An 18461-nucleotide genomic window follows, 5' to 3' on the forward strand; every position below is an offset into this window, starting at 1 on the left:
TAAACCAGCAGAAAATGAGCTGAAATTAGCGGCTTAATAACAACCCATCATTGCAACTATGTTGACATCGACCGATAGATTTAATGGAAAAGTTGAAAGATGAGAGTCAGTAATGGAGTATATTAAGCGCGGCGTAGAACCAACACTCCTTAAAGACAATAAAATAAAATGGACAAAATCTTGGGTCGATTTTTATGAAGAAAAAAAAGATAAAGATGGGGGGTTAATCAAAGATAAAAAACCAAATGACTCACATTGGCTCAATGATAAAGTGCGGTTTGCTTTAATTTTAACATTTAAAAACAACTGTGGATATTGCGGATGTTCTAGACCTACACCAAGGAGAGAAACGGATAGTAAAATTAGCCCTCGAGGCCATGTTGATCATTATAGAGCAAAAGCAATACACCCTAGATTAACTTATGAGTGGACTAATTACATTTGGTCCTGTGAATCATGTAATACAGAGAAAGGTGAGTTTGATAATCCTGAATATCCAATACTAAATCCTTGTGATTTAAAAGATTGTAATCAATTAGAATTTATAATCGATACTGGAGAATACTGCTTAGCAAACAACCAAAAGCCTTATGACCTTCGCTTTAAAAATACTGATATATCAACCATGCTTAATGCAAAAGAAATATCAGTTCAACGTCGTAATCGTGTTAAAACATTTAAGAGTTTCTTTAATACCATTTCGACACTATTGAAAGTAGGCCAAAATAAATTATGTGAGCCACTAATAAATCAACACATTAGAAGTATTAAAGATGATTTAGAGGACCATAACTTCTATTTTCTAATACAAAAAGAACAAAAATTGCTTCGGGAGAAGTACCCCGAAGTTACAAGACTTTTAGAGTGCAATGGTATTTAATAGGACTACAAATCAAGCCCATTCAGACCAAAACTGTTCCACTAGGGCTTGAAATTTATTTTTCACTGTTTCATTTTCACTTATGTCTAACCTCTTGTTTATATCTATGAAATTTTTTACTGACAAAAATATATCTTCTCTACAAGATTCTATTTTTTGAATATTTACTTCTGCTAGTAAAAGCCATAGCATATAGAACCCTCTTTGGTTTCTGGCCCTTGTTGTTAAACTGATAAGTTCATCAAACCTATCAGCCTTTTCCTTATTACCTATTTCAACACCAATAAGGTGAGACACCTTATTAATAAAATTTTCAACATTATTAATACTAACAAGAGCTTTGTTATTTTTATCTTGATCGACTTCTACTGTATCTAACCAATAATCAATTTTAGGGTTTTCTACACGGAATGTAATTGGATTTCCTGACGCCTGATATATCTGTATCGGCTCAAAAACACTAGTACACTCCGACTCAAAATCAACATAAGTTATTGATAACAAAAGTTCTTCTAACTTCATTCGTTTGTCATCCATAATATAATAAAACCAGTGCCGATAATCATGCGCTAATTTTTTAATTTTTTTCATTACATCGGGAGCAGCATAGCTATTCCACATCTCAAAGCTTGGATCTTTAATGTCGTATGATTTATCATTTAAACGAATAAATAAGTCAATCGGATCAAAATCGGGATTAGTATCTTCGTTGATATACACAATACTTAGCTCAAAATCCCAGATTTTGTCCTGTAAAGCTTCATTAAGAGCTGAAAAATTATCTCCTCGATTCTCTCGTAAAATAGGTAATGTTTTCGCTAATTTAAAATTTTTATCTTTTTTAGAGTGCATGTCAGTTTTTGGCGTAACATCTTTTTCAAAAAGAATAGATTTAGCTTCTCCAATAAAACCTAGTATGCTTAGCAGTCTCTGCTGGCCGTCTACAACCTCGCAGATACCATCGTTACGCCTGTATATAAATATAGTAGGTAAAGGAATACCTAATAGTATACTTTCGATTATCCCTGAAGCTTTTTTATTATTAATTACTTCTTGTCGTTGATAGGGAGGTCTTAATTGGTATTCATTATTAACCATTTTTAAAATAAGGTCTTCAACTGTTGTTGTTTCAGCTTCTTGCCTAGCCAGTCGCTGCTCTTTAAAATCGGAATCTTCATGAGTATTTTTCTTTCGGGAATTTCTTAAGTAGTCACTAAAGTTGATACCTGTTTTTAAATTAAAAAAGCTAGCTATTACTTTAAATCGTTCGGTGGTCGTTGATGAAAAACCTTTATCAGCACTGATAAATAAATTGATGTTTGATTTTATCTCTTTTGCTAATTCATCAATAAAGCTTGTAGTTAATATTGATTGTGACTCAATACCTTCATTTTCTACAACAGTTAAAGCCCAAAAAATGCATTGATATATTAACCATTCATTAACACCAATTTTTTCTTTCAATTGTTTTAAGGGGCTCATTTTATCTATTAATTTTTGAAGTTTTTCTTCTTGTAAATCATTTAAACTATTTTCTGAATTATCACTTTCAATAAATTCTTTGAATAAATGCTCATTAACATCAGAACGCTCAGAAGTACTTGCATAAATATTAATAGGAAAATATGCAATTACAATTAAATCTCGCAACTTATTCATAGTTTTGTCTTGGCTACGATTTTCTGGTTTTATTTTTAAAAATAGATCGTTAAAATCATCAACCCAATTATGTTCATTCTCAGAAATACTTCGTTTCATGAGGCTAGTAAAATTATCCATCTCATGACGAGCATTTTTTACTTCTACTTTTTTTAAAGGAGTAATACCCGTGTTATAGCGGCGAAATATTTCTTTGCTTATTTTATCTTCTAATCGTATTTGGGTGTCACTAACGTCATTTGGATTTTTACTTGAGAATTCAATGATTCTTAATGTGGTGTTATCAAATGCACGACGATATTTTTCATTTTTATCTGCTTTACCGTCACCATCGACTAGGTCTTCATACTTCTTACCGGATAAGTTTTTTAGTTTACTTAAACCATTTTTTCGAAGGGAAAACACTCCTGCTTTAAATCGTTCTATCGTTTCATACCTTTGACGACCATCGATAACCTCTAAAGTTTTCTTATCGTGAGCATGAATAAATAAGATTATAGGTGGAATCTCAACACCCAATAATATACTTTCAATAAAGAAGGTGGCTTTTTCTTCATTCCAAACGTAATTACGTTGATATGGAGCCTCATAATCTATTTTTTTACGACGAGAAGTTGATAAGGTATCAATGGATTGCGAAGTGGAACGAATGTGGAGGTTTTCTGCCATCTCAGTTTTGAATTGCTTGTTTATTTCCCGATTATTCGCCATATGAAAGCCTGTCCATTGATTGAAAGAATAAATTATAAAGTAATGGCATTATAACACTATTATTATTTTAATTGTTCCGTATTCGCACGTTACATAATGAAGATATCTCTTAACTAAAAGCCAAAACACTGTATCTAAGAAACCGGAGGGTAGACTGTAAATCATCATATTTATCGCGAAAAGACCGCAAAACGCAATTCGATATTAACTAATGACACATACGATTCATCTAAAAAACCTGAAATTTGCAAATACTAAGTATTTCACAACTAGTTAATAGTTAGTGCTGGAACAAAGGTATTAAAGTAAAAGTTTTAACTCAAACCTGAGTAGATCAGAGACTAAGTTTTAATCCGGCTATTTTCAACGTACTAACGCAGAGCTAGGTCAAGGTCAATCTGTATCGTTCCGATTCCAAATATTTTCAAACATATATTACCTCTATGAACCCACTCTCAGAGGATTAAAATAATGGCAGAAGTACAAGCAGTAAAAGATCTGGATAAGGTAAAATTAATTAGTCATTTATTAGAGCGACGTTATAGCAAGCAGATGGCAGACGTGTGGAATATAGGTTTAAATTTAGCATTGAGGATATCTGATTTATTATCAGTTAAATTTAATGATATCCATGACGATAGATTGTTAATTAAAGAATCAAAAACAGGCAAGCTCGCCAATATTCAACTTAATCAAAAAGCCTTAACCACAATTCAGCTGATACAAACTAAACATCCTTGTCATGTTTATTTGTTTCAATCCTACCGTAATCAGCAAGCTATCAACAAAACCCCTAAACCACTTACTAGACGCGCTGTATCAGAAGCCTTTGCGATGATAGGTAAAGAAGTTAATATTGCGCTAGGGACACACTCGATGCGTAAAACGCGAGGATACCACCTTTATCAAAACACTAAAGATATTGCCCGTGTGATGAAAATGCTTCGCCACTCATCTGAAGGTGTCACGCTGCGTTATATTGGTATTACCCAGGATGATGTTGATAAGGATTTTGTGGATTTAGAAATTTAGTCACGCTGTTTATTACTCTCCACCAGCATAAATAAACCAACTACCCAATTTATGATAATGGGTAGTTGAAACCCCTTTCACCCTCCAATTACCCCATCTGAAGTTCTCAAATCCCCATTTCACATCAGAAAGGAAGCTGACAACAACTGATGCCATGCATTAAATGAAGTATGCCAAGTTTGATTTAATGATATGCAATATTGATTATTATGATTTTATTCGGCTTATAGCTACTAGCATTACCGCCATATCTAGTGGTGTATTTTACAGAAAAAGCATGTTAAACCCATGAGTTAGATACATTTTTAATTCTTATCAGTTGCTTATGAAAACCAACAGCAATATTTATAAGTTACAGTGGCGTTGTTGACTAAATCAAGGAACCTTTCGTAAATCTTGTGATCCGATCATTACCTCGGATTTAAAAAGATTTATCTGATGGGTAATTCGAAGAACAAAGTCACAAACTATCCAGAGTATACTCGTGCGTTAACTCAACGTGGTTCAATTACATTTTGGGTAGACGAATCTGCCATAGAGGCATGGACTTGCACTAAACACCACAGAAAGCGTGGTCGAGGATTTCAACTCTCTGATGTCGATATTGAAACTGCGTAATGGTGAAAGGCGTGTTTTCGCTACCATTACGCTCGTTACAGGCTTTATCTATTCCGTTTTTTCTCTGATGAATGTGCCACTGCGTAGTCCCAATTATTCGAGCATAAGTAAACGAGCCAAAACAATTGGAACTGACTGCAATTAAGTTAAGATTATCCTATGTCGAACGGAACTCGTTAATTAATCTTCGCTAGTTTTGGCGTCATCGCAGGTTGTCTGAATAAATAGATCGAACCTATAACCATACACGAGCCCAACACTGTTGTTACTGTGATGGTGGTGCCGAAGGCCATATAATCAAATACCATCGTTAGAATAGGCACAAGGTAGAACAATACACTGACACTGCTGGCTGAATCTTTGGTCAGCATATACAGAAGTAACAAGACAGCACCTGTCGAGACCACGCCAATCATCCATGCAGCAGAAATTATAAACTGTGTTGTCCAATGTATTTCCCAGCCAACCGACGATGAAATAACCATAAAGATGCATGCAGCGATAGCATTTTGAACTAATGCTGATGCAATAGGATGAACTTGAATCTTTTTTTGATACACAGAGCCCGTAGTAATGGCCAATACCGCCGCAACAGCAAACAGCAGCCCTAAAAATGTAATGTGGCTAACATCTCTTGCTCCATATACAGCAATAATTAATCCTGCAAAACCTAATGTAAGCATAAGATAACTTTTTAATGAGAGATCTTCTTTACTAAAAAATGGTGTTAATAGGGGTTGTAACCCCAGTACCATAGCCACTATTCCAGGAGAAAGCTTATAATTAATGGCCAGAAAGTAACTACCTTGATAACACACCTGTAATAGCAAACCGGACAATAATAGTTTTATTAGAATAGGGAGCGGTAATTTGGCCAATGAAGTAAATTGTGATCCTCGCCAGAATATGGCAATGATGGTAATCAATACTAATGCACCAGTGGCCCGTAATGTAAGGAATGACCAGACCGATGCATCTTCTAATCCCATTTTCACGAAAATAGCGCCACTGCTCCACATGAGAAGAAAGAGTATTGGTGAGAGTTTATCTAGATTTAGCATCGCTCTATCCCCTATGTTATGCAGCCCAAGAATTAATAGTGAAGCGTTCGTTCATTTCACGGTGCTCGATTAGGTAGCGTTTCATTTGTTGGCTTTTAATGACAAGATCATCATCATTGGTACGTTTTGCCGCTTCAATCAACCAGTCATATGCTTCACGCACTGTTAGTTTGTGCGTGAAATGGAATTTTGACAACGTGAAAACAAGATCTCGGAATGTGTATTTGTTCATCAACCCGGACACGTTCGCGATGATTCGTTCTTTCGTTATTTCATTCATCGGTTCACGCGAAATATAAGTTGGCTGAGCTTCAAAGTCGATATCTGCATTTTGGTTGAAGATGACTCTTTCATCGATACCATGCTCTAAAACGAAGTCAAAGCATAAGAACATCCGGCTGTTAGTTGAAAAGTTAATGGCAGCATGGTCTATTGCTGCATCAAGAAACCATACTTCTCCCGGTTGCATTTGGAACACGCCACTTTCATCAGAGTGGAAAGATTCTAAGTTTTTTTCAATCGCGATAAATACGCGGTAGTAGCGAACATTTGTTTCTAGTTCTACAAAATCGCGGTGTGGCATTACCATACCATCAATCAAATTGCGTGCACGTACCATGCGAAGGTATTTAGAATTGAAGACTTCATTAATTAAACGCTGAATGGTTGGGCAATTATTCATGTATTCAGTTGGGACGCAAGTTTGTGCATCACGATACTGAGAATCTTCTGCAACACCTGAGGCATTATACAATGATAGGTTCTTCCAATATCCTTGTCCGAACTCATCGTATTCTTCTCTTTGCTTTGGAATGGCATTAAGAAAGTTGATTTCGTCTTCTAATTTACAGTCGTTTTTCCCATCGTTTTCAACTTCCGTGTTACTTGCAGGGGAATCATTATTTCCCCGTTGCTTTTCGATAAATTGGAAACGTGCTAAATCGATTTTACCAAGGATGTGCGAAGCCATAAATCTATACCTTTTTTGTTTTTATTTATTTTAAATTGAAGTATTTTTTTTCAACTGCTAAATTAGCATTGCAATTAGCATTACAAAAATTAATAATATTGATCAGTTAAATCACAAACATTGATACAACGGCGGAAATATGAACTTCGACACATCTCAGTTAAGATCATTTGTGACAGTGGCAGAGCTTAAGAGCTTTTCAAAATCTTCTGAGCGTTTGTGTCGAGTTCAATCTGCAATCAGCCAGCAGATTCAGAAGTTAGAAAAACAGCTAAATGCTATTTTGTTTATACGGAATCGCAACGGTGTGACGTTGACGGCTCAAGGGGAACGGTTACTGCCCTATGCAGTAAAAATGCTGTCTATCAATGACGAGGCGGTTTCGGCTTTATGCGAAAATCAACCAAAAGGTTGGTTACGTGTAGGCACGTCAGATACTTACGCCACCTGTTTTTTGAAAGACATACTGATGTCGTGTTCAGAGCGCTACCCTGGGTTACAAATTGAAGTACATTGTGGTTACAGCGAATCTATTTGGACTATGTATGAAAAAGGACAGTTAGATATAGTGCTGACACAATGTTGTCCAAGTAATATCAACAGTGAAACGTTACACGTAGAACCCTTACTGTGGATGTGCTCGCGTACGTCTGACGTTTATAAAAAGACACCCGTGCCGCTCGCTTTATTCTCTAAAGGTTGTGCTGATCGTGAAATAGCCTTAAATGGATTAGTACAAGTAGGAAAGGATTATACGATGGGTTTCCACAGCTCCAGCCATGCGGGTATTCTGGCTGCAGTATCATCGGGGTATTATGTTTCAGCAATACTGGCGAGTACCTCTAATCAAGATTTCAAAGTATTAACTGAAACCGATGGATTTCCCCCTTTGGGTAATTTAGAAATTTCGATGGCGTATAATGATCATGCTGATAACTCCCTTACTCAGATGTTTGCCTGCGTGGTTAGAGAGTATTTCCGTTGGTCCCGTAGTCGTAAACACCAGTTGAAAGTTGTTTAATTGGTGGCTATTTATTGTTTACAGTTAAACTCAAGTTTGAGAGGGCCACCAAATTTTAGAAGGCGTCTACATCCGCTTAAACATAAAGAAAAACAACCGCAATAGTATGGTCATAAGCCATCGCCCCAAATCAGGCATCATCGAGAATAACGGCCTTAACCTATTAATATTAACGTCAATAATAAAGCATTAATGGCCGACATTGCCGCGGCTAATTAATCAATCGAAAACAGCCACAGCTAAATTTTTGATTGCAGTTCTACCGCTGTTCTTATTAAGATAAAAAGATTTCTACTTTTCTATGATACCAGCTACAAATTGCCACTCTATACGTTCTGAAGGGGTGTTATTACATATTTGTAACGTCAGCGCACGCCATCGGTGAAGCGATGATGACGTTTGATCAGAGCGTTCACCCGCGGTAATACATAGATCGGAATTTCTTAGTGTAATACGGCCGTTAAGCCAGTTGAATAGTTGTAATGGCGCCGCTTGCAAAAAATTGGAATGCTCTCCGCAGTCTCTTGCCATTAGAGACGAACCAGGCAAAGCACGTGTATGAGGTGCGATCGCTGTAACGCATTTATCATATGCAGGTAAATATATTTGTCCGTTATTGAAAACCGACATAGCCTGATCTTTGTATAATCCAGACTTACAATTATGAGCGATAAGCGGTAAATCCAGTCTTTCGTACGGACTAAAGCCGATTACATCGATGCAAAAACCATCGCTAGGACGGTCTAAATTAGACTTTAACTTTATATTACCAACGGTGCCAGAGGCTGCTTCTTTCGCGGTGTCAGATTGTGCATAAGCGCTACTTGTCATAAGCACAGCAATTAAAGCTGTTATTACTGATTGTTTCATAATATCCCTATTCATATATCCAGATTTAGATTGTTGGCATTAATTTTTGCTTTATTTTCATGTTGTAGATAAATGCTGTCGTTTCAACGGTCGGTAAACAATTGGTAAGGTAATGACAATGCACTCACCCGATTTAGTCATTGCTTGCCCGTGTCTTTATAGCCAGAAGTCGCATTGGTATTTCAGCTGTTTTATTTTCGTGTTCAGACTATATTGCTGAACTCGCTGCTAATACGACATTTATGATTATATCGTCATTAATATTTTTACGATTGATATTTTTTACGGTTTAGCATGTTACAAATATATAAAGCTAAATCATAAGCATACACAACAAATATTAATAATTAATACTAACCGCGATGGAGAGTCACATGGGAAAGCAGTTTTCAGCGTTAACAGAGCAACATATTGAATTCATTGGCAAACAGCGCCTTTATTTTGTCGGCACTGCAGCTGATACTGGCAATGTAAACCTTTCACCTAAAGGTGGAGACTCCCTTCGAGTCATAGATACCAACACCCTTGCTTGGCTTAACCTGACTGGTAGTGGCAATGAGTCAGCTTCTCACGTGATAATAAATCCACGCATGACAGTCATGTTTTGCGCTTTTGAAGGGGCACCTTTGATCCTGCGTGCTTATGGCAATGCAAAAGTAATCCATCAAAAAGATCCTGAATGGGATAAATACTGCGCGCTATTCCCACACAGTGTTGCGGCCCGACAAATATTTATTTTAAATATCGAAATGGTTCAATCATCTTGTGGCAAGTCTGTACCTTACTTCAATTATAATGAAGATCGCGATGACTTAGCTAACTGGTCTACTAGTCAAGGTAAAGAGGGTATTGAAAAATATTGGATTAAAAAAAATCAGCAAAGTATTGATGGTTTTGAAACTGAAATAGTGGAACGAACAGGCATTGATATGAATGCTTAAAGCGGCCAGCGTGACGTAATATATCCAAATAACATTCAAGGAAAGAAGATGATGTCTACACGTATAACGCTTGAAATGTGGCGTGCATTTATATCGGTAGCAGAGAAAGGTAGTAGTGTCAAAGCAGCTAAAACGCTGAATAAAAGCCAATCGGCCATTTGTCATAGTATCAAAAAAATGGAGTCTATTTTAGGTAACGCTTTATTTACGATTGAAGGTCGACGTTCGGTATTAACGGAACTTGGTTGTAGCTTATTACCTAAAGCACAAAGACTGCAAAATAATGCCTTGCAAATAGAAATGCTCGCGAGAAAATATCAGGGGCATCTTATCAATGAATTAAATATTGCAGTGGACGTGTTACTGCCACACCCTTTTATTTGTGAAGTTATCGACCGTTTTAATTTAGTCTTTCCCAATGTATCCCTGCAGATCTATGAAACGTCATTGTCCGGTGCTAGCGCCCTACTTTCAACCGGTTCCGTATCTTTAGCTATCGCGAGTAATTTGCCCAAAAATATAATTTTAGAATCGTTAATGGAAATAGACATGCTATGCGTATGCTCATCAGAATCACCGTTAGCGACACAGACGGACGTCGAACAGGATGATTTAAAAGCGTACCGACACTTAATCATTCGTGATTCAGGTAATCAAGATTTTGACAGTGGTTGGCTAGGTTCGCATAACCGTTTAACAACCAGCAGTACCCTTATGGCCGAAAACTGTATCTTAAAAAACCTCGGGTTTGGTTGGTTACCCGAACATTTAGCCAGACCTCATCTAAACCAAGGTACCCTCGTGACGGTTGACCTCACTAAAGGTGCCAGCCGCATCGTCAGATTACAGATGGGCATGAATGCTGACTTAGCCCGCTCCGCTGAAGTAAATACCTTATTTGAACTCTTCAGTGCGCTTAAGGATGTCGATTTCAAATAATTAGTTCAGTTCCTACATATCAGCCCTTTCTTCACTCAATCATATCCTCCTCATTTTATGACTAGTTACTACCTGTTTTTTTCAATATATATATGTAAATAAACCCATTAATATTTATTTCATCACATATTTTTTTGAATTAATTACCTAAAAACATAAGGGAATGTTATGACAAAAGTACTCGTTATTTATTACTCAAGTTATGGTCATATAGAACTGATGGCAAATTCGATAGCGGAAGGGGCTATCTCTATTTCGGGGATGGAGGTAGACATAAAGCGTGTAGCCGAATTAATGCCTGATGATGTAGCAAAACAAGCCGGGATCAAATTAGAGCAACAGGCTCCTTATGCAAAACCTGAAGACTTGGCAAACTATGATGCGATAATCTTTGGCACACCCACACGATTCGGCAATATGGCGGCTCAAATGAGAAACTTCCTGGATCAAACTGGCGGGCTATGGTCCGAAGGTAAACTGATCGGGAAAATTGGCAGTGTATTTACCTCAACAGGTACTGGCGGTGGTAATGAAACCACGATTCAATCTTTTCATACCACCTTATTCCATCACGGCATGGTCGTCGTCGGTCTGCCATATTCAGCACCGGATTTAGGTGATATATCTGAAGTCAAAGGGGGATCGCCGTTAGGCGCCGCATGTATTGCTGGGCCTGATGGTTCTAGACAACCGTCCGACAAAGAAATGGCATTAGCCTTCTTTCAAGGCCAGCATGTCGCCAAACTAGCGCGTAAGTTAAGTGCATAAAAAGATTAATTTTATAAAAAACAAACATTAATAATGTTGTAAATATCCTTGAGGAAAACTAACTAATGTTCTCTTTTGACAGTAACAAAAAAGCTCACCTATTAATGGTGACATGGTCAATACTCATTGCAAGTTCATTTCCTGCTGCGTCGCTGATTGTCGGTAAAATTGATACGACAAGCATAACGGCTTTAAGGTTTATCATTAGTAGTTGTTTGTTTTTTATATTTATATCTATATCTTTTAAATTCAAAATTAAATTACCAAAAATAAAAGATTTCATATGCTACTCGACATTATCAGCTTGTTTAGTTTTTTATTTTTGGTCTCTATTTAAAGCATTAGAAACAACCACACCATTACATACCGGAATATTGTTCACCTCGGTGCCATTATTTACGGCGTTAATATCCAATCAGATTTTTAAAGTTAAAATATCCAAACATATTAAAACGGCTCTGCTTCTTGGTGCTGTTGGTGCGATATGGGCCGTTTTAAAAGGGGATATCGAGTTACTGTCTGCCTTTTCTTTTAATTCTGGCGATCAGACTTTTATATTTGGTTGTATAACCTTCGCATTTTATGGACCTTTTGTTAATTTTTCCAAGAAAAAAGGCATGTTAACGGCATCTTCTGCTGTAATCACATTTTGTGATAATGCTGATTGGTAGTATTGCATTGATAGCGATAGCGCTAATTGAACAGAAAGGCGAACTACAATGGGGCATACTTAACTATCAAGATTACTTAACTCTATTATACCTCTCAATCTTCACAACTATTATTACTTTTTGGCAAATACATATTGCACACAGATACTCGACGCGACTATTGTCATGTCTTACAGTTACCTAATACCAAGTATGGTATTGCTAATCGATATTTTCATCTATGGTAATGCTGCGCCTCCATCTGTATTCCTGGGCATCATGTTTACGTTCATCGCATTAATATTAATTAATCATGAATTTAAAATCCCGCGCTCTTTTAGTCACTCAAAATGAACGGTGTTGTTAATATAATCACTAATGATTAGCGATTTTATGCAATATTCAAACTAAGTTGTTAGATTTATACTAAAAAACTATTCAACCATACGGATGGGAAACAATATGCCTAAAATTAAAATAGAATTTTATCATGACGCAGTATGTGGGTGGTGTTACCTATTAAGCCCGCGCCTTAGGAACCTACTAAAAAATAAAAACATAGAAATTCAACAACGTTGCTTTGTATTGCAACGTAACGATGAAGAAATGGTGCAACGCTTTGGATCTTTAACATCCGCTAAATTCGAGATCTTAACCCATTGGGAATCATGCAAAGCTCAAGCCGATGATCCCAGTAGTATCAATATAGAAGGTATGCGAGCTACGTCATTTTCTTATCCTAGCGGTTACCTAGCAGCATTAGGGGCGAAAACAGCCGAGCTAATGGGTGACAGTAATACACATTGGGATTATTTCGATGAAATACAGCGCCAACATTTGCTGCTGAATTCGAATATTGCTGATACCGAGGTGATCATAGCAACAGCCAAAATAATAGGGTTAGATCCAATCGAGTTTAGCAATACGTTATTTAGTGACAAAGTGAAACAAGCCGTAGAAAAAGATATACGTCAGGCGAATAAGTTGGGGATCAGAACAATCCCCACCATAGTCATTAACGGTGAAAAAGTTATTTCTCAAGCATTGACTAATCAACAATTAGACGCGTTATTTAGTCAATAGCAGCACTTGAACAGCACTTTTGTATTTAAGCCATGGCTCATCATGTGGGTTTTATGATGAATAAATTGAAGTGAAAAAACGGCTTATAAAAGCCGTTTTATGTAGTCTTACTTAATGACTTACCCCTTCGCATAAACAAGATCATTCATAGTGATTAAATAATCTTATTTCGAATATGGACGACGACGATTTCAGCTATTATCACCACGGTAAAAATACTCACCAATACCATCGCTACTTTTTGCCATTCAAATAGGTTTTGTGCATCATTGAGAATAACCCCAATGCCACCAGCACCGACCAGACCTAATACCGCAGATTCACGGACATTAATATCCCAGCGGAATAGAATAATCGAGTAGAACGCTGGCATGACTTGTGGCCAGTAACCTTTAAGTAGAATACTCATCCATGATGCCCCCGTTGCTCTCAGTGCCTCAATCGGTCCGACATTCACTTCTGCCAGTGCTTCTGCTAAAAGTTTACCAACAAAACCAATACTACGGATGGCAATTGCCATGATACCAGCCAAAAGACCAGGACCAAACAGTGCAATAAACAGCAATGCCCAAACCAGTGAATTGACCGAGCGCGTCGCTACCAATAATACTTGAGCAATCCAGTTTAGCGTTTTATTCGGTGTAATATTAGGCGCATTAAGCAGCGCTAATGGAATCGCAAAGATCAGTGTAAATAAGGTGCCCAGTGTTGCAATATTCAATGTTTCGATCATGGCTTCATGAATAGACTCGGGATAAAAAGCATAATCCAATGGCATCATACGTTCAAACATATCGGCAAACTGAGCGGGAGCGTCATATAGAAACTCGGGAATAACCTCAACAGTTTGCCATGACCATACGATTGCCGAAACTAAGCATAAATAGATGGCAAAACGGGCGATACGCTCACTTGATGTAAAGCGTTGCCACTCTTTGTCAACATGAGACATATTGTCAACGTGAGGTATATTTTCTACATGAGACTTATTATTGATATGTGCAGCTGTCATTAGAAAACCCTCCTAACAATATTGGAAAGAAATTCACCAACTAAAATAAGCGCAATAATGGTGATTAAAATAGCAGAGACGAAATCATAATCAAAGCGTTGAAAAGCGGAGAATAATGTACCACCTAGCCCACCCGCACCGACAATCCCCACCATAGTGGAGTTACGTAGATTAGAATCAAGTTGATAGCTCGCAAAACCAATGAAACGAGTAAAAACTTGTGGTAATACGGCATATAAGATCACACAGGCAAAGCTGGCACCCGTGGCGCGAATAGCTTCAACGGATTTAAGCGAAATTTCTTCAATGGCTTCAGCAAACAGTTTGGCAATAAAGCCAATGGAAGCGAATACCAAGGTTAAGATCCCTGCGAGAGCCCCAAAACCGACCGCTTTTACAAATAGGATCGCGATGATCACGGGATGAAAAGAACGGCATAATGCGATAAAGCCACGAACAGGTGTTGAAACGATGGCTGGCATCATGTTACGCGCTGCCATCAGTCCAAGGAAAAGCGAAATTACAATACCAATTAAACTTGAGATAATTGCAATTTGTAGACTTTCCAGTAACCCACTGAATAATAAACCAGAGCGTGAAAAATTAGGTGGAAACATACGAGAAAGTAAACGCTCGCTTTCACTAAAACCAATCACTAGCCGTTCGAAAGTCAAACCTAAGGTTGATAAGCTATAAAACAGATAACCAATAATAGCCGCGATAATTAGCCTATTTGTCCACGATGCTTTAAATGGGTTTTCTCGGTTTGGGGACGTGTTTGGGGTTAATCCAGCCATGATTCACCTCCATAAATAACTTTAAGGTCTTCTTCTGTAATACCTTCGGGACTACCGTCGTAATGGACAGTACCATTACACATACCGATGATGCGTTTAGCATAACGTTTGGCCAAATTCACATCATGCATGTTAACCAATACAGGAATATTTTTTTGTTGTGCAAAGGTTTCCATTAACTCCATAATTTCAACGGCCGTTTTCGGATCGAGTGATGATGTTGGTTCATCAGCAAGTAAAATATATGGGTCTTGCATAATTGCTCGCGCGATGCCTACACGTTGTCTTTGTCCACCCGACAAGCTATCCGCACGTTGATTCGTAAACTCAGACAGTCCAACAAAATCTAATAATTCAAAGGCTTTATTAAGATCGGCTTGAGCGTAATTTCGTCGCCAAGCATTCCAAGCTGTCATATAACCAAGACGACCACTGAGTACATTCTCAATCACGGTTAATCTTTCAACCAGGTTATATTCTTGGAAAACCATACCGATATGACGACGCTGTTTGCGTAATGCTTTACCTTTTAGTTGGGTAAGGTCTACACCTTCAAAAATAATTTCACCTTTACTGGGATCGTTGAGGCGATTAATACAACGCAGTAGCGTACTTTTACCCGTACCTGAAGGACCAATGATAGCGATGATGCCAGGTTTGTCGATGTCGATATTAATACCTTTAAGAATGGGCTTACCGGCCACATATTCATGATAAAGGTTGTTGATCTTTATTCCGTCATAGCTTGCTACGGCCATAGTGCTGCTTCCTTGTCGAATTTTTGAATGATCTATGCCCTACCCGAGAGAGCATAGATTTTTCACTAGATTGATTTATTAGATATGAACTAACTGATTAAGTGATTAATCGATTAAGTACTTACTGAGTTTTGGCGAGTTTTGCTAACGCGGCCGCTTTTTTCTTAGCACGCTTGGCTGCGTCTTTTTCTGCTAACTTTTTCAGACCTGTTTTTGTATATGCAGTACCCGTTGCATGAGCGATATCACGGATCACCCCCCACTCTTCTTTATAAGTGATTGGCGCGAAACGGTCAGCACCTTTGAATGATGCTCTCATTTCGTCTGTGAAGCGGTAGCTATAGAAAGCTTCTTGGATTTTTTTAGCCAGTTCCGGTTTCAAGTTATGTGCGTAACCAAAAGCTGATGTAGGGAAACGTGGGCTACGATAAATAATTTTGAGTACCGAACCATCTACACGACCAGCGTCAACCATACGGTCGTATACATCGGAAGCCACAGGTGCAGCATCGTAATCACCGTTGAATACGCCAAGAATGGATTGGTCATGCTTACCTGAATAAAATACTTTGTAGTCGACGTCAGGGACCAGACCTTCAGCAGGGAAGAGAGCTCGGGGAGCTAAGTTACCTGAGTTCGATGATGCGGAAGTATGCGCCACTTTTTTACCTTTAAGATCAGCCATTGAGTTAATGCCGCTATCTTTACGTACAATCGTGATCAGATTGTAACCGTGGAAACCTTTCTCATCCCCTTTAACTGCAATGGGTACATAACCGGCGAGGTTTACTGCATAACCTGTTGGACCGGTAGAGAAACCTGCGACATGAAGGCGACCTGAACGCATCGCTTCAACTTGTGCAGAGTTTGAGTGTACGGTGTAGTAGATCACGCGTTTACCTGTGATTTTACTTAAATGCGCTTGAAAATCTGCAAATGCATCTTTATAAAGAGCGGGGTCTTCTACAGGTGTATAGGTAAAGACCAACGTACTTGGATCACTCCAGTCACTTGGGTCTTTGGGGGTGTCGGCAACTAAGTCCATATTTTCATCACAGTATCTATCGTCTAGTACGCCACGACTAGCACATTCACTTGCCATAGTGATGGAGGGGAATAATAGTGAACTAACGATTAACAATCCTTTAACGCAGATTTTCATATTCGAACCTTATTTTTACTATTGTTGGAATTAATTAACTATTTGCATAGTTTGTGCCAGCTTTAATACACTTACAAATCAATAGATTAAAATAAATACATGTCAGGGTGTCATACTTTGAGTCATCACTGTCCATATACTAAAGAGGTATATGGGTCATATATGTCCTATTTTTAATAGCAGACAAAATAAAAGAGCTCGAAAGCCCTTTTTTATCGTCTACAGTATATTAATAATGTTAAAATGGAGCCCTTGTTAACAATATTAATACTGCTTCGCTATTTTAAATTCATGCAGTTTGCATAATAGGTCACTGTTGCTGGCCAATCACTGAAAACACCAATTACACCAACATCCTGTGCTAATACATCAAGCATATTCATCGCGTCGCCATCATTATTGATACCTTCACTAACACTTTTATAATACCAACCTCCGCCTTGAGCCAGTGGTCCTGAACGTTCTAGTGTCCATGCGATGATGTCAAGATCAGCTTGTTTCGCCAGTTTGGCGTAGTTTGAAGGTACAAGGTTTTTCTTCTTATCTAAATCGACAAGTGCAAACAAAGGTGACGCGATAATATTTACGCCAGCATCTTTAAGTGCTTTCATATTGGCTTTCGATGCGACGAAATCTTTTTGTTCATAAACGCGATCATCGAGGTATACGGCTTGTTTACCAAAATTTGGATTATTTTTAATCCAGTATTTTACATCATTTAAATCAAATGACTGTAAATAGCTATCCGATGCTGAAATACCTGCGGCTTTTAGTTCATCAACTAATTTCTGTGCATACATTTCCTGAGTAAAGCCATTAAATGGCATAGCAACCGCGGTCGACTTAAGTTCTGGCGTTACTTTCACACCATGCGCTTTAAATAATGCAGCGCTTTCTGCATGGGTCATTAATGTACCATTTTGCGTATAAAGGTCCGTACGCCAGCCTGGAGTACCATTGATGTACTCTTCAACAGTCGTTGCTTTCGGATTTGAACCATCCATTTTACCTTTAAGCGTCTTAAATTCAGCCAGTGTAAAATCAGACGTTCGACATTCTGCTTTGGCATCTTCGCCTGTTGCAGGGTTTGCTGGTGTAAACGGTACAGCACACTTCTTAGCAAGTTCTGGTTTTGATAATACATTGGTTGTTGTGTGTAGATCGTTTTGTGAATGTCGACAAACAAGTTGTTTATCTTTAGTGAACGTCACATCACACTCAACCACACCGGCACCCATTTCAATGGCCGCAAGGTAAGACTCTTTGGTGTGTTCAGGGAACTGCATGGCAGCGCCACGGTGGCCAATAGAAAAGCTACTTCGTTGAAATGGCCCTTTACTGCATTGCTGTAATTGAGTTTTGAGGGCGCTATCATCCATATTATTGACTAAATATGCTGGACGAGGACCTAAATTAGCTGACTCATGAGCCCACACTGTGATTGAAGTTAACCCGAGTATGAGTGCGATTGAGCCCTTTAGTATTTGCTTCATCTTGTATTTCCTTTTAATAAGCAATGATCCATTTGG

The 18461-nt window shown here is 38.0% G+C and carries 17 protein-coding genes and 1 pseudogene; 9 read left to right on the plus strand and 9 right to left on the minus strand.

Going from position 1 to position 18461, the window contains the following annotated elements; translation table 11 throughout:
• The first annotated feature begins 112 nt into the window (after positions 1-112).
• Entirely contained in the window at positions 113-880 is a 768-nt protein-coding gene (locus HRT96_RS21015) for a hypothetical protein (RefSeq protein ID WP_293160509.1), read from the plus strand.
• Positions 881-892: 12 nt separating this feature from the next.
• On the opposite strand, the gene HRT96_RS21020 is transcribed toward HRT96_RS21015, so the two are convergent.
• On the minus strand, positions 893-3250 hold the full coding sequence (locus HRT96_RS21020; RefSeq protein WP_293160511.1) for a DUF262 domain-containing protein: 2358 nt from the start codon (positions 3248-3250) through the stop codon (positions 893-895).
• Positions 3251-3721: 471 nt separating this feature from the next.
• Here HRT96_RS21020 and HRT96_RS21025 point away from each other — a divergent pair, with 471 nt between their 5' ends.
• Together HRT96_RS21025 and HRT96_RS21030 are read left to right on the plus strand one after the other, a co-directional pair.
• On the plus strand, positions 3722-4282 hold the full coding sequence (locus tag HRT96_RS21025; RefSeq protein ID WP_293160513.1) for a tyrosine-type recombinase/integrase: 561 nt from the start codon (positions 3722-3724) through the stop codon (positions 4280-4282).
• A gap of 438 nt (positions 4283-4720) precedes the next feature.
• Positions 4721-5027 (plus strand): annotated as a pseudogene (locus tag HRT96_RS21030) (transposase); the annotation flags it as partial.
• A gap of 49 nt (positions 5028-5076) precedes the next feature.
• On the opposite strand, the gene HRT96_RS21035 reads toward HRT96_RS21030, so the two are convergent.
• Both HRT96_RS21035 and HRT96_RS21040 read right to left on the minus strand, forming a co-directional pair.
• Positions 5077-5961, minus strand: a complete 885-nt coding sequence (locus HRT96_RS21035) for a DMT family transporter (RefSeq protein ID WP_293160515.1) — start codon at positions 5959-5961, stop codon at positions 5077-5079.
• 16 nt (positions 5962-5977) lie between these two features.
• Positions 5978-6931 carry an aspartyl/asparaginyl beta-hydroxylase domain-containing protein gene (locus HRT96_RS21040; RefSeq protein WP_293160517.1) on the minus strand — a complete coding sequence of 318 codons (954 nt, stop codon included), beginning with the start codon at positions 6929-6931 and terminating at the stop codon, positions 5978-5980.
• Positions 6932-7070: 139 nt separating this feature from the next.
• On the opposite strand from HRT96_RS21040, the gene HRT96_RS21045 reads away from it, so the two are divergent.
• Positions 7071-7952: a LysR substrate-binding domain-containing protein gene (locus HRT96_RS21045; RefSeq protein WP_293160519.1), complete on the plus strand. Its 882-nt coding sequence runs from the start codon at positions 7071-7073 to the stop codon at positions 7950-7952.
• Positions 7953-8243: 291 nt separating this feature from the next.
• On the opposite strand, the gene HRT96_RS21050 is transcribed toward HRT96_RS21045, so the two are convergent.
• Complete coding sequence (locus HRT96_RS21050) at positions 8244-8822, minus strand: hypothetical protein (protein ID WP_293160521.1); 579 nt, start codon at positions 8820-8822, stop codon at positions 8244-8246.
• A gap of 374 nt (positions 8823-9196) precedes the next feature.
• Here HRT96_RS21050 and HRT96_RS21055 point away from each other — a divergent pair, with 374 nt between their 5' ends.
• From HRT96_RS21055 to HRT96_RS21075, 5 genes are all read left to right on the plus strand, one after another.
• Positions 9197-9763 carry a pyridoxamine 5'-phosphate oxidase family protein gene (locus HRT96_RS21055; RefSeq protein ID WP_293160523.1) on the plus strand — a complete coding sequence of 189 codons (567 nt, stop codon included), beginning with the start codon at positions 9197-9199 and terminating at the stop codon, positions 9761-9763.
• A gap of 48 nt (positions 9764-9811) precedes the next feature.
• Positions 9812-10702 (plus strand): LysR family transcriptional regulator, encoded by an 891-nt coding sequence (locus HRT96_RS21060; protein WP_293160525.1) that lies wholly within the window; start codon positions 9812-9814, stop codon positions 10700-10702.
• Positions 10703-10870: 168 nt separating this feature from the next.
• Entirely contained in the window at positions 10871-11470 is a 600-nt protein-coding gene (wrbA, locus tag HRT96_RS21065; RefSeq protein WP_293160527.1) for an NAD(P)H:quinone oxidoreductase, read from the plus strand.
• A 65-nt stretch (positions 11471-11535) separates the two neighbouring features.
• Positions 11536-12141: a DMT family transporter gene (locus HRT96_RS21070; protein ID WP_293160529.1), complete on the plus strand. Its 606-nt coding sequence runs from the start codon at positions 11536-11538 to the stop codon at positions 12139-12141.
• A gap of 441 nt (positions 12142-12582) precedes the next feature.
• Entirely contained in the window at positions 12583-13203 is a 621-nt protein-coding gene (locus HRT96_RS21075) for a DsbA family protein (protein WP_293160531.1), read from the plus strand.
• Positions 13204-13357: 154 nt separating this feature from the next.
• On the opposite strand, the gene phnE (HRT96_RS21080) is transcribed toward HRT96_RS21075, so the two are convergent.
• The 5 genes from phnE (HRT96_RS21080) to HRT96_RS21100 all read right to left on the minus strand — a co-directional run bounded on the left by phnE (HRT96_RS21080) (position 13358) and on the right by HRT96_RS21100 (position 18425).
• Positions 13358-14215, minus strand: coding sequence for a phosphonate ABC transporter, permease protein PhnE (gene phnE / locus HRT96_RS21080; protein WP_293160533.1), 858 nt, complete (start codon positions 14213-14215; stop codon positions 13358-13360).
• Positions 14215-15012, minus strand: a complete 798-nt coding sequence (gene phnE / locus HRT96_RS21085) for a phosphonate ABC transporter, permease protein PhnE (RefSeq protein WP_293160535.1) — start codon at positions 15010-15012, stop codon at positions 14215-14217. The genes phnE (HRT96_RS21080) and phnE (HRT96_RS21085) overlap by 1 nt, the downstream gene beginning before the upstream one ends.
• Positions 15000-15770: a phosphonate ABC transporter ATP-binding protein gene (gene phnC / locus HRT96_RS21090; protein ID WP_293160537.1), complete on the minus strand. Its 771-nt coding sequence runs from the start codon at positions 15768-15770 to the stop codon at positions 15000-15002. The genes phnE (HRT96_RS21085) and phnC overlap by 13 nt, the downstream gene beginning before the upstream one ends.
• A 121-nt stretch (positions 15771-15891) precedes the next feature.
• Entirely contained in the window at positions 15892-16932 is a 1041-nt protein-coding gene (gene phnD / locus HRT96_RS21095) for a phosphate/phosphite/phosphonate ABC transporter substrate-binding protein (RefSeq protein ID WP_293160539.1), read from the minus strand.
• Between the two features lie 278 nt (positions 16933-17210).
• Positions 17211-18425, minus strand: a complete 1215-nt coding sequence (locus HRT96_RS21100; RefSeq protein ID WP_293160541.1) for a glycerophosphodiester phosphodiesterase family protein — start codon at positions 18423-18425, stop codon at positions 17211-17213.
• Positions 18426-18461 lie beyond the last annotated feature (36 nt).

Source organism: Moritella sp. (assembly GCF_013215705.1).
Taxonomy (GTDB): domain Bacteria; phylum Pseudomonadota; class Gammaproteobacteria; order Enterobacterales; family Moritellaceae; genus Moritella.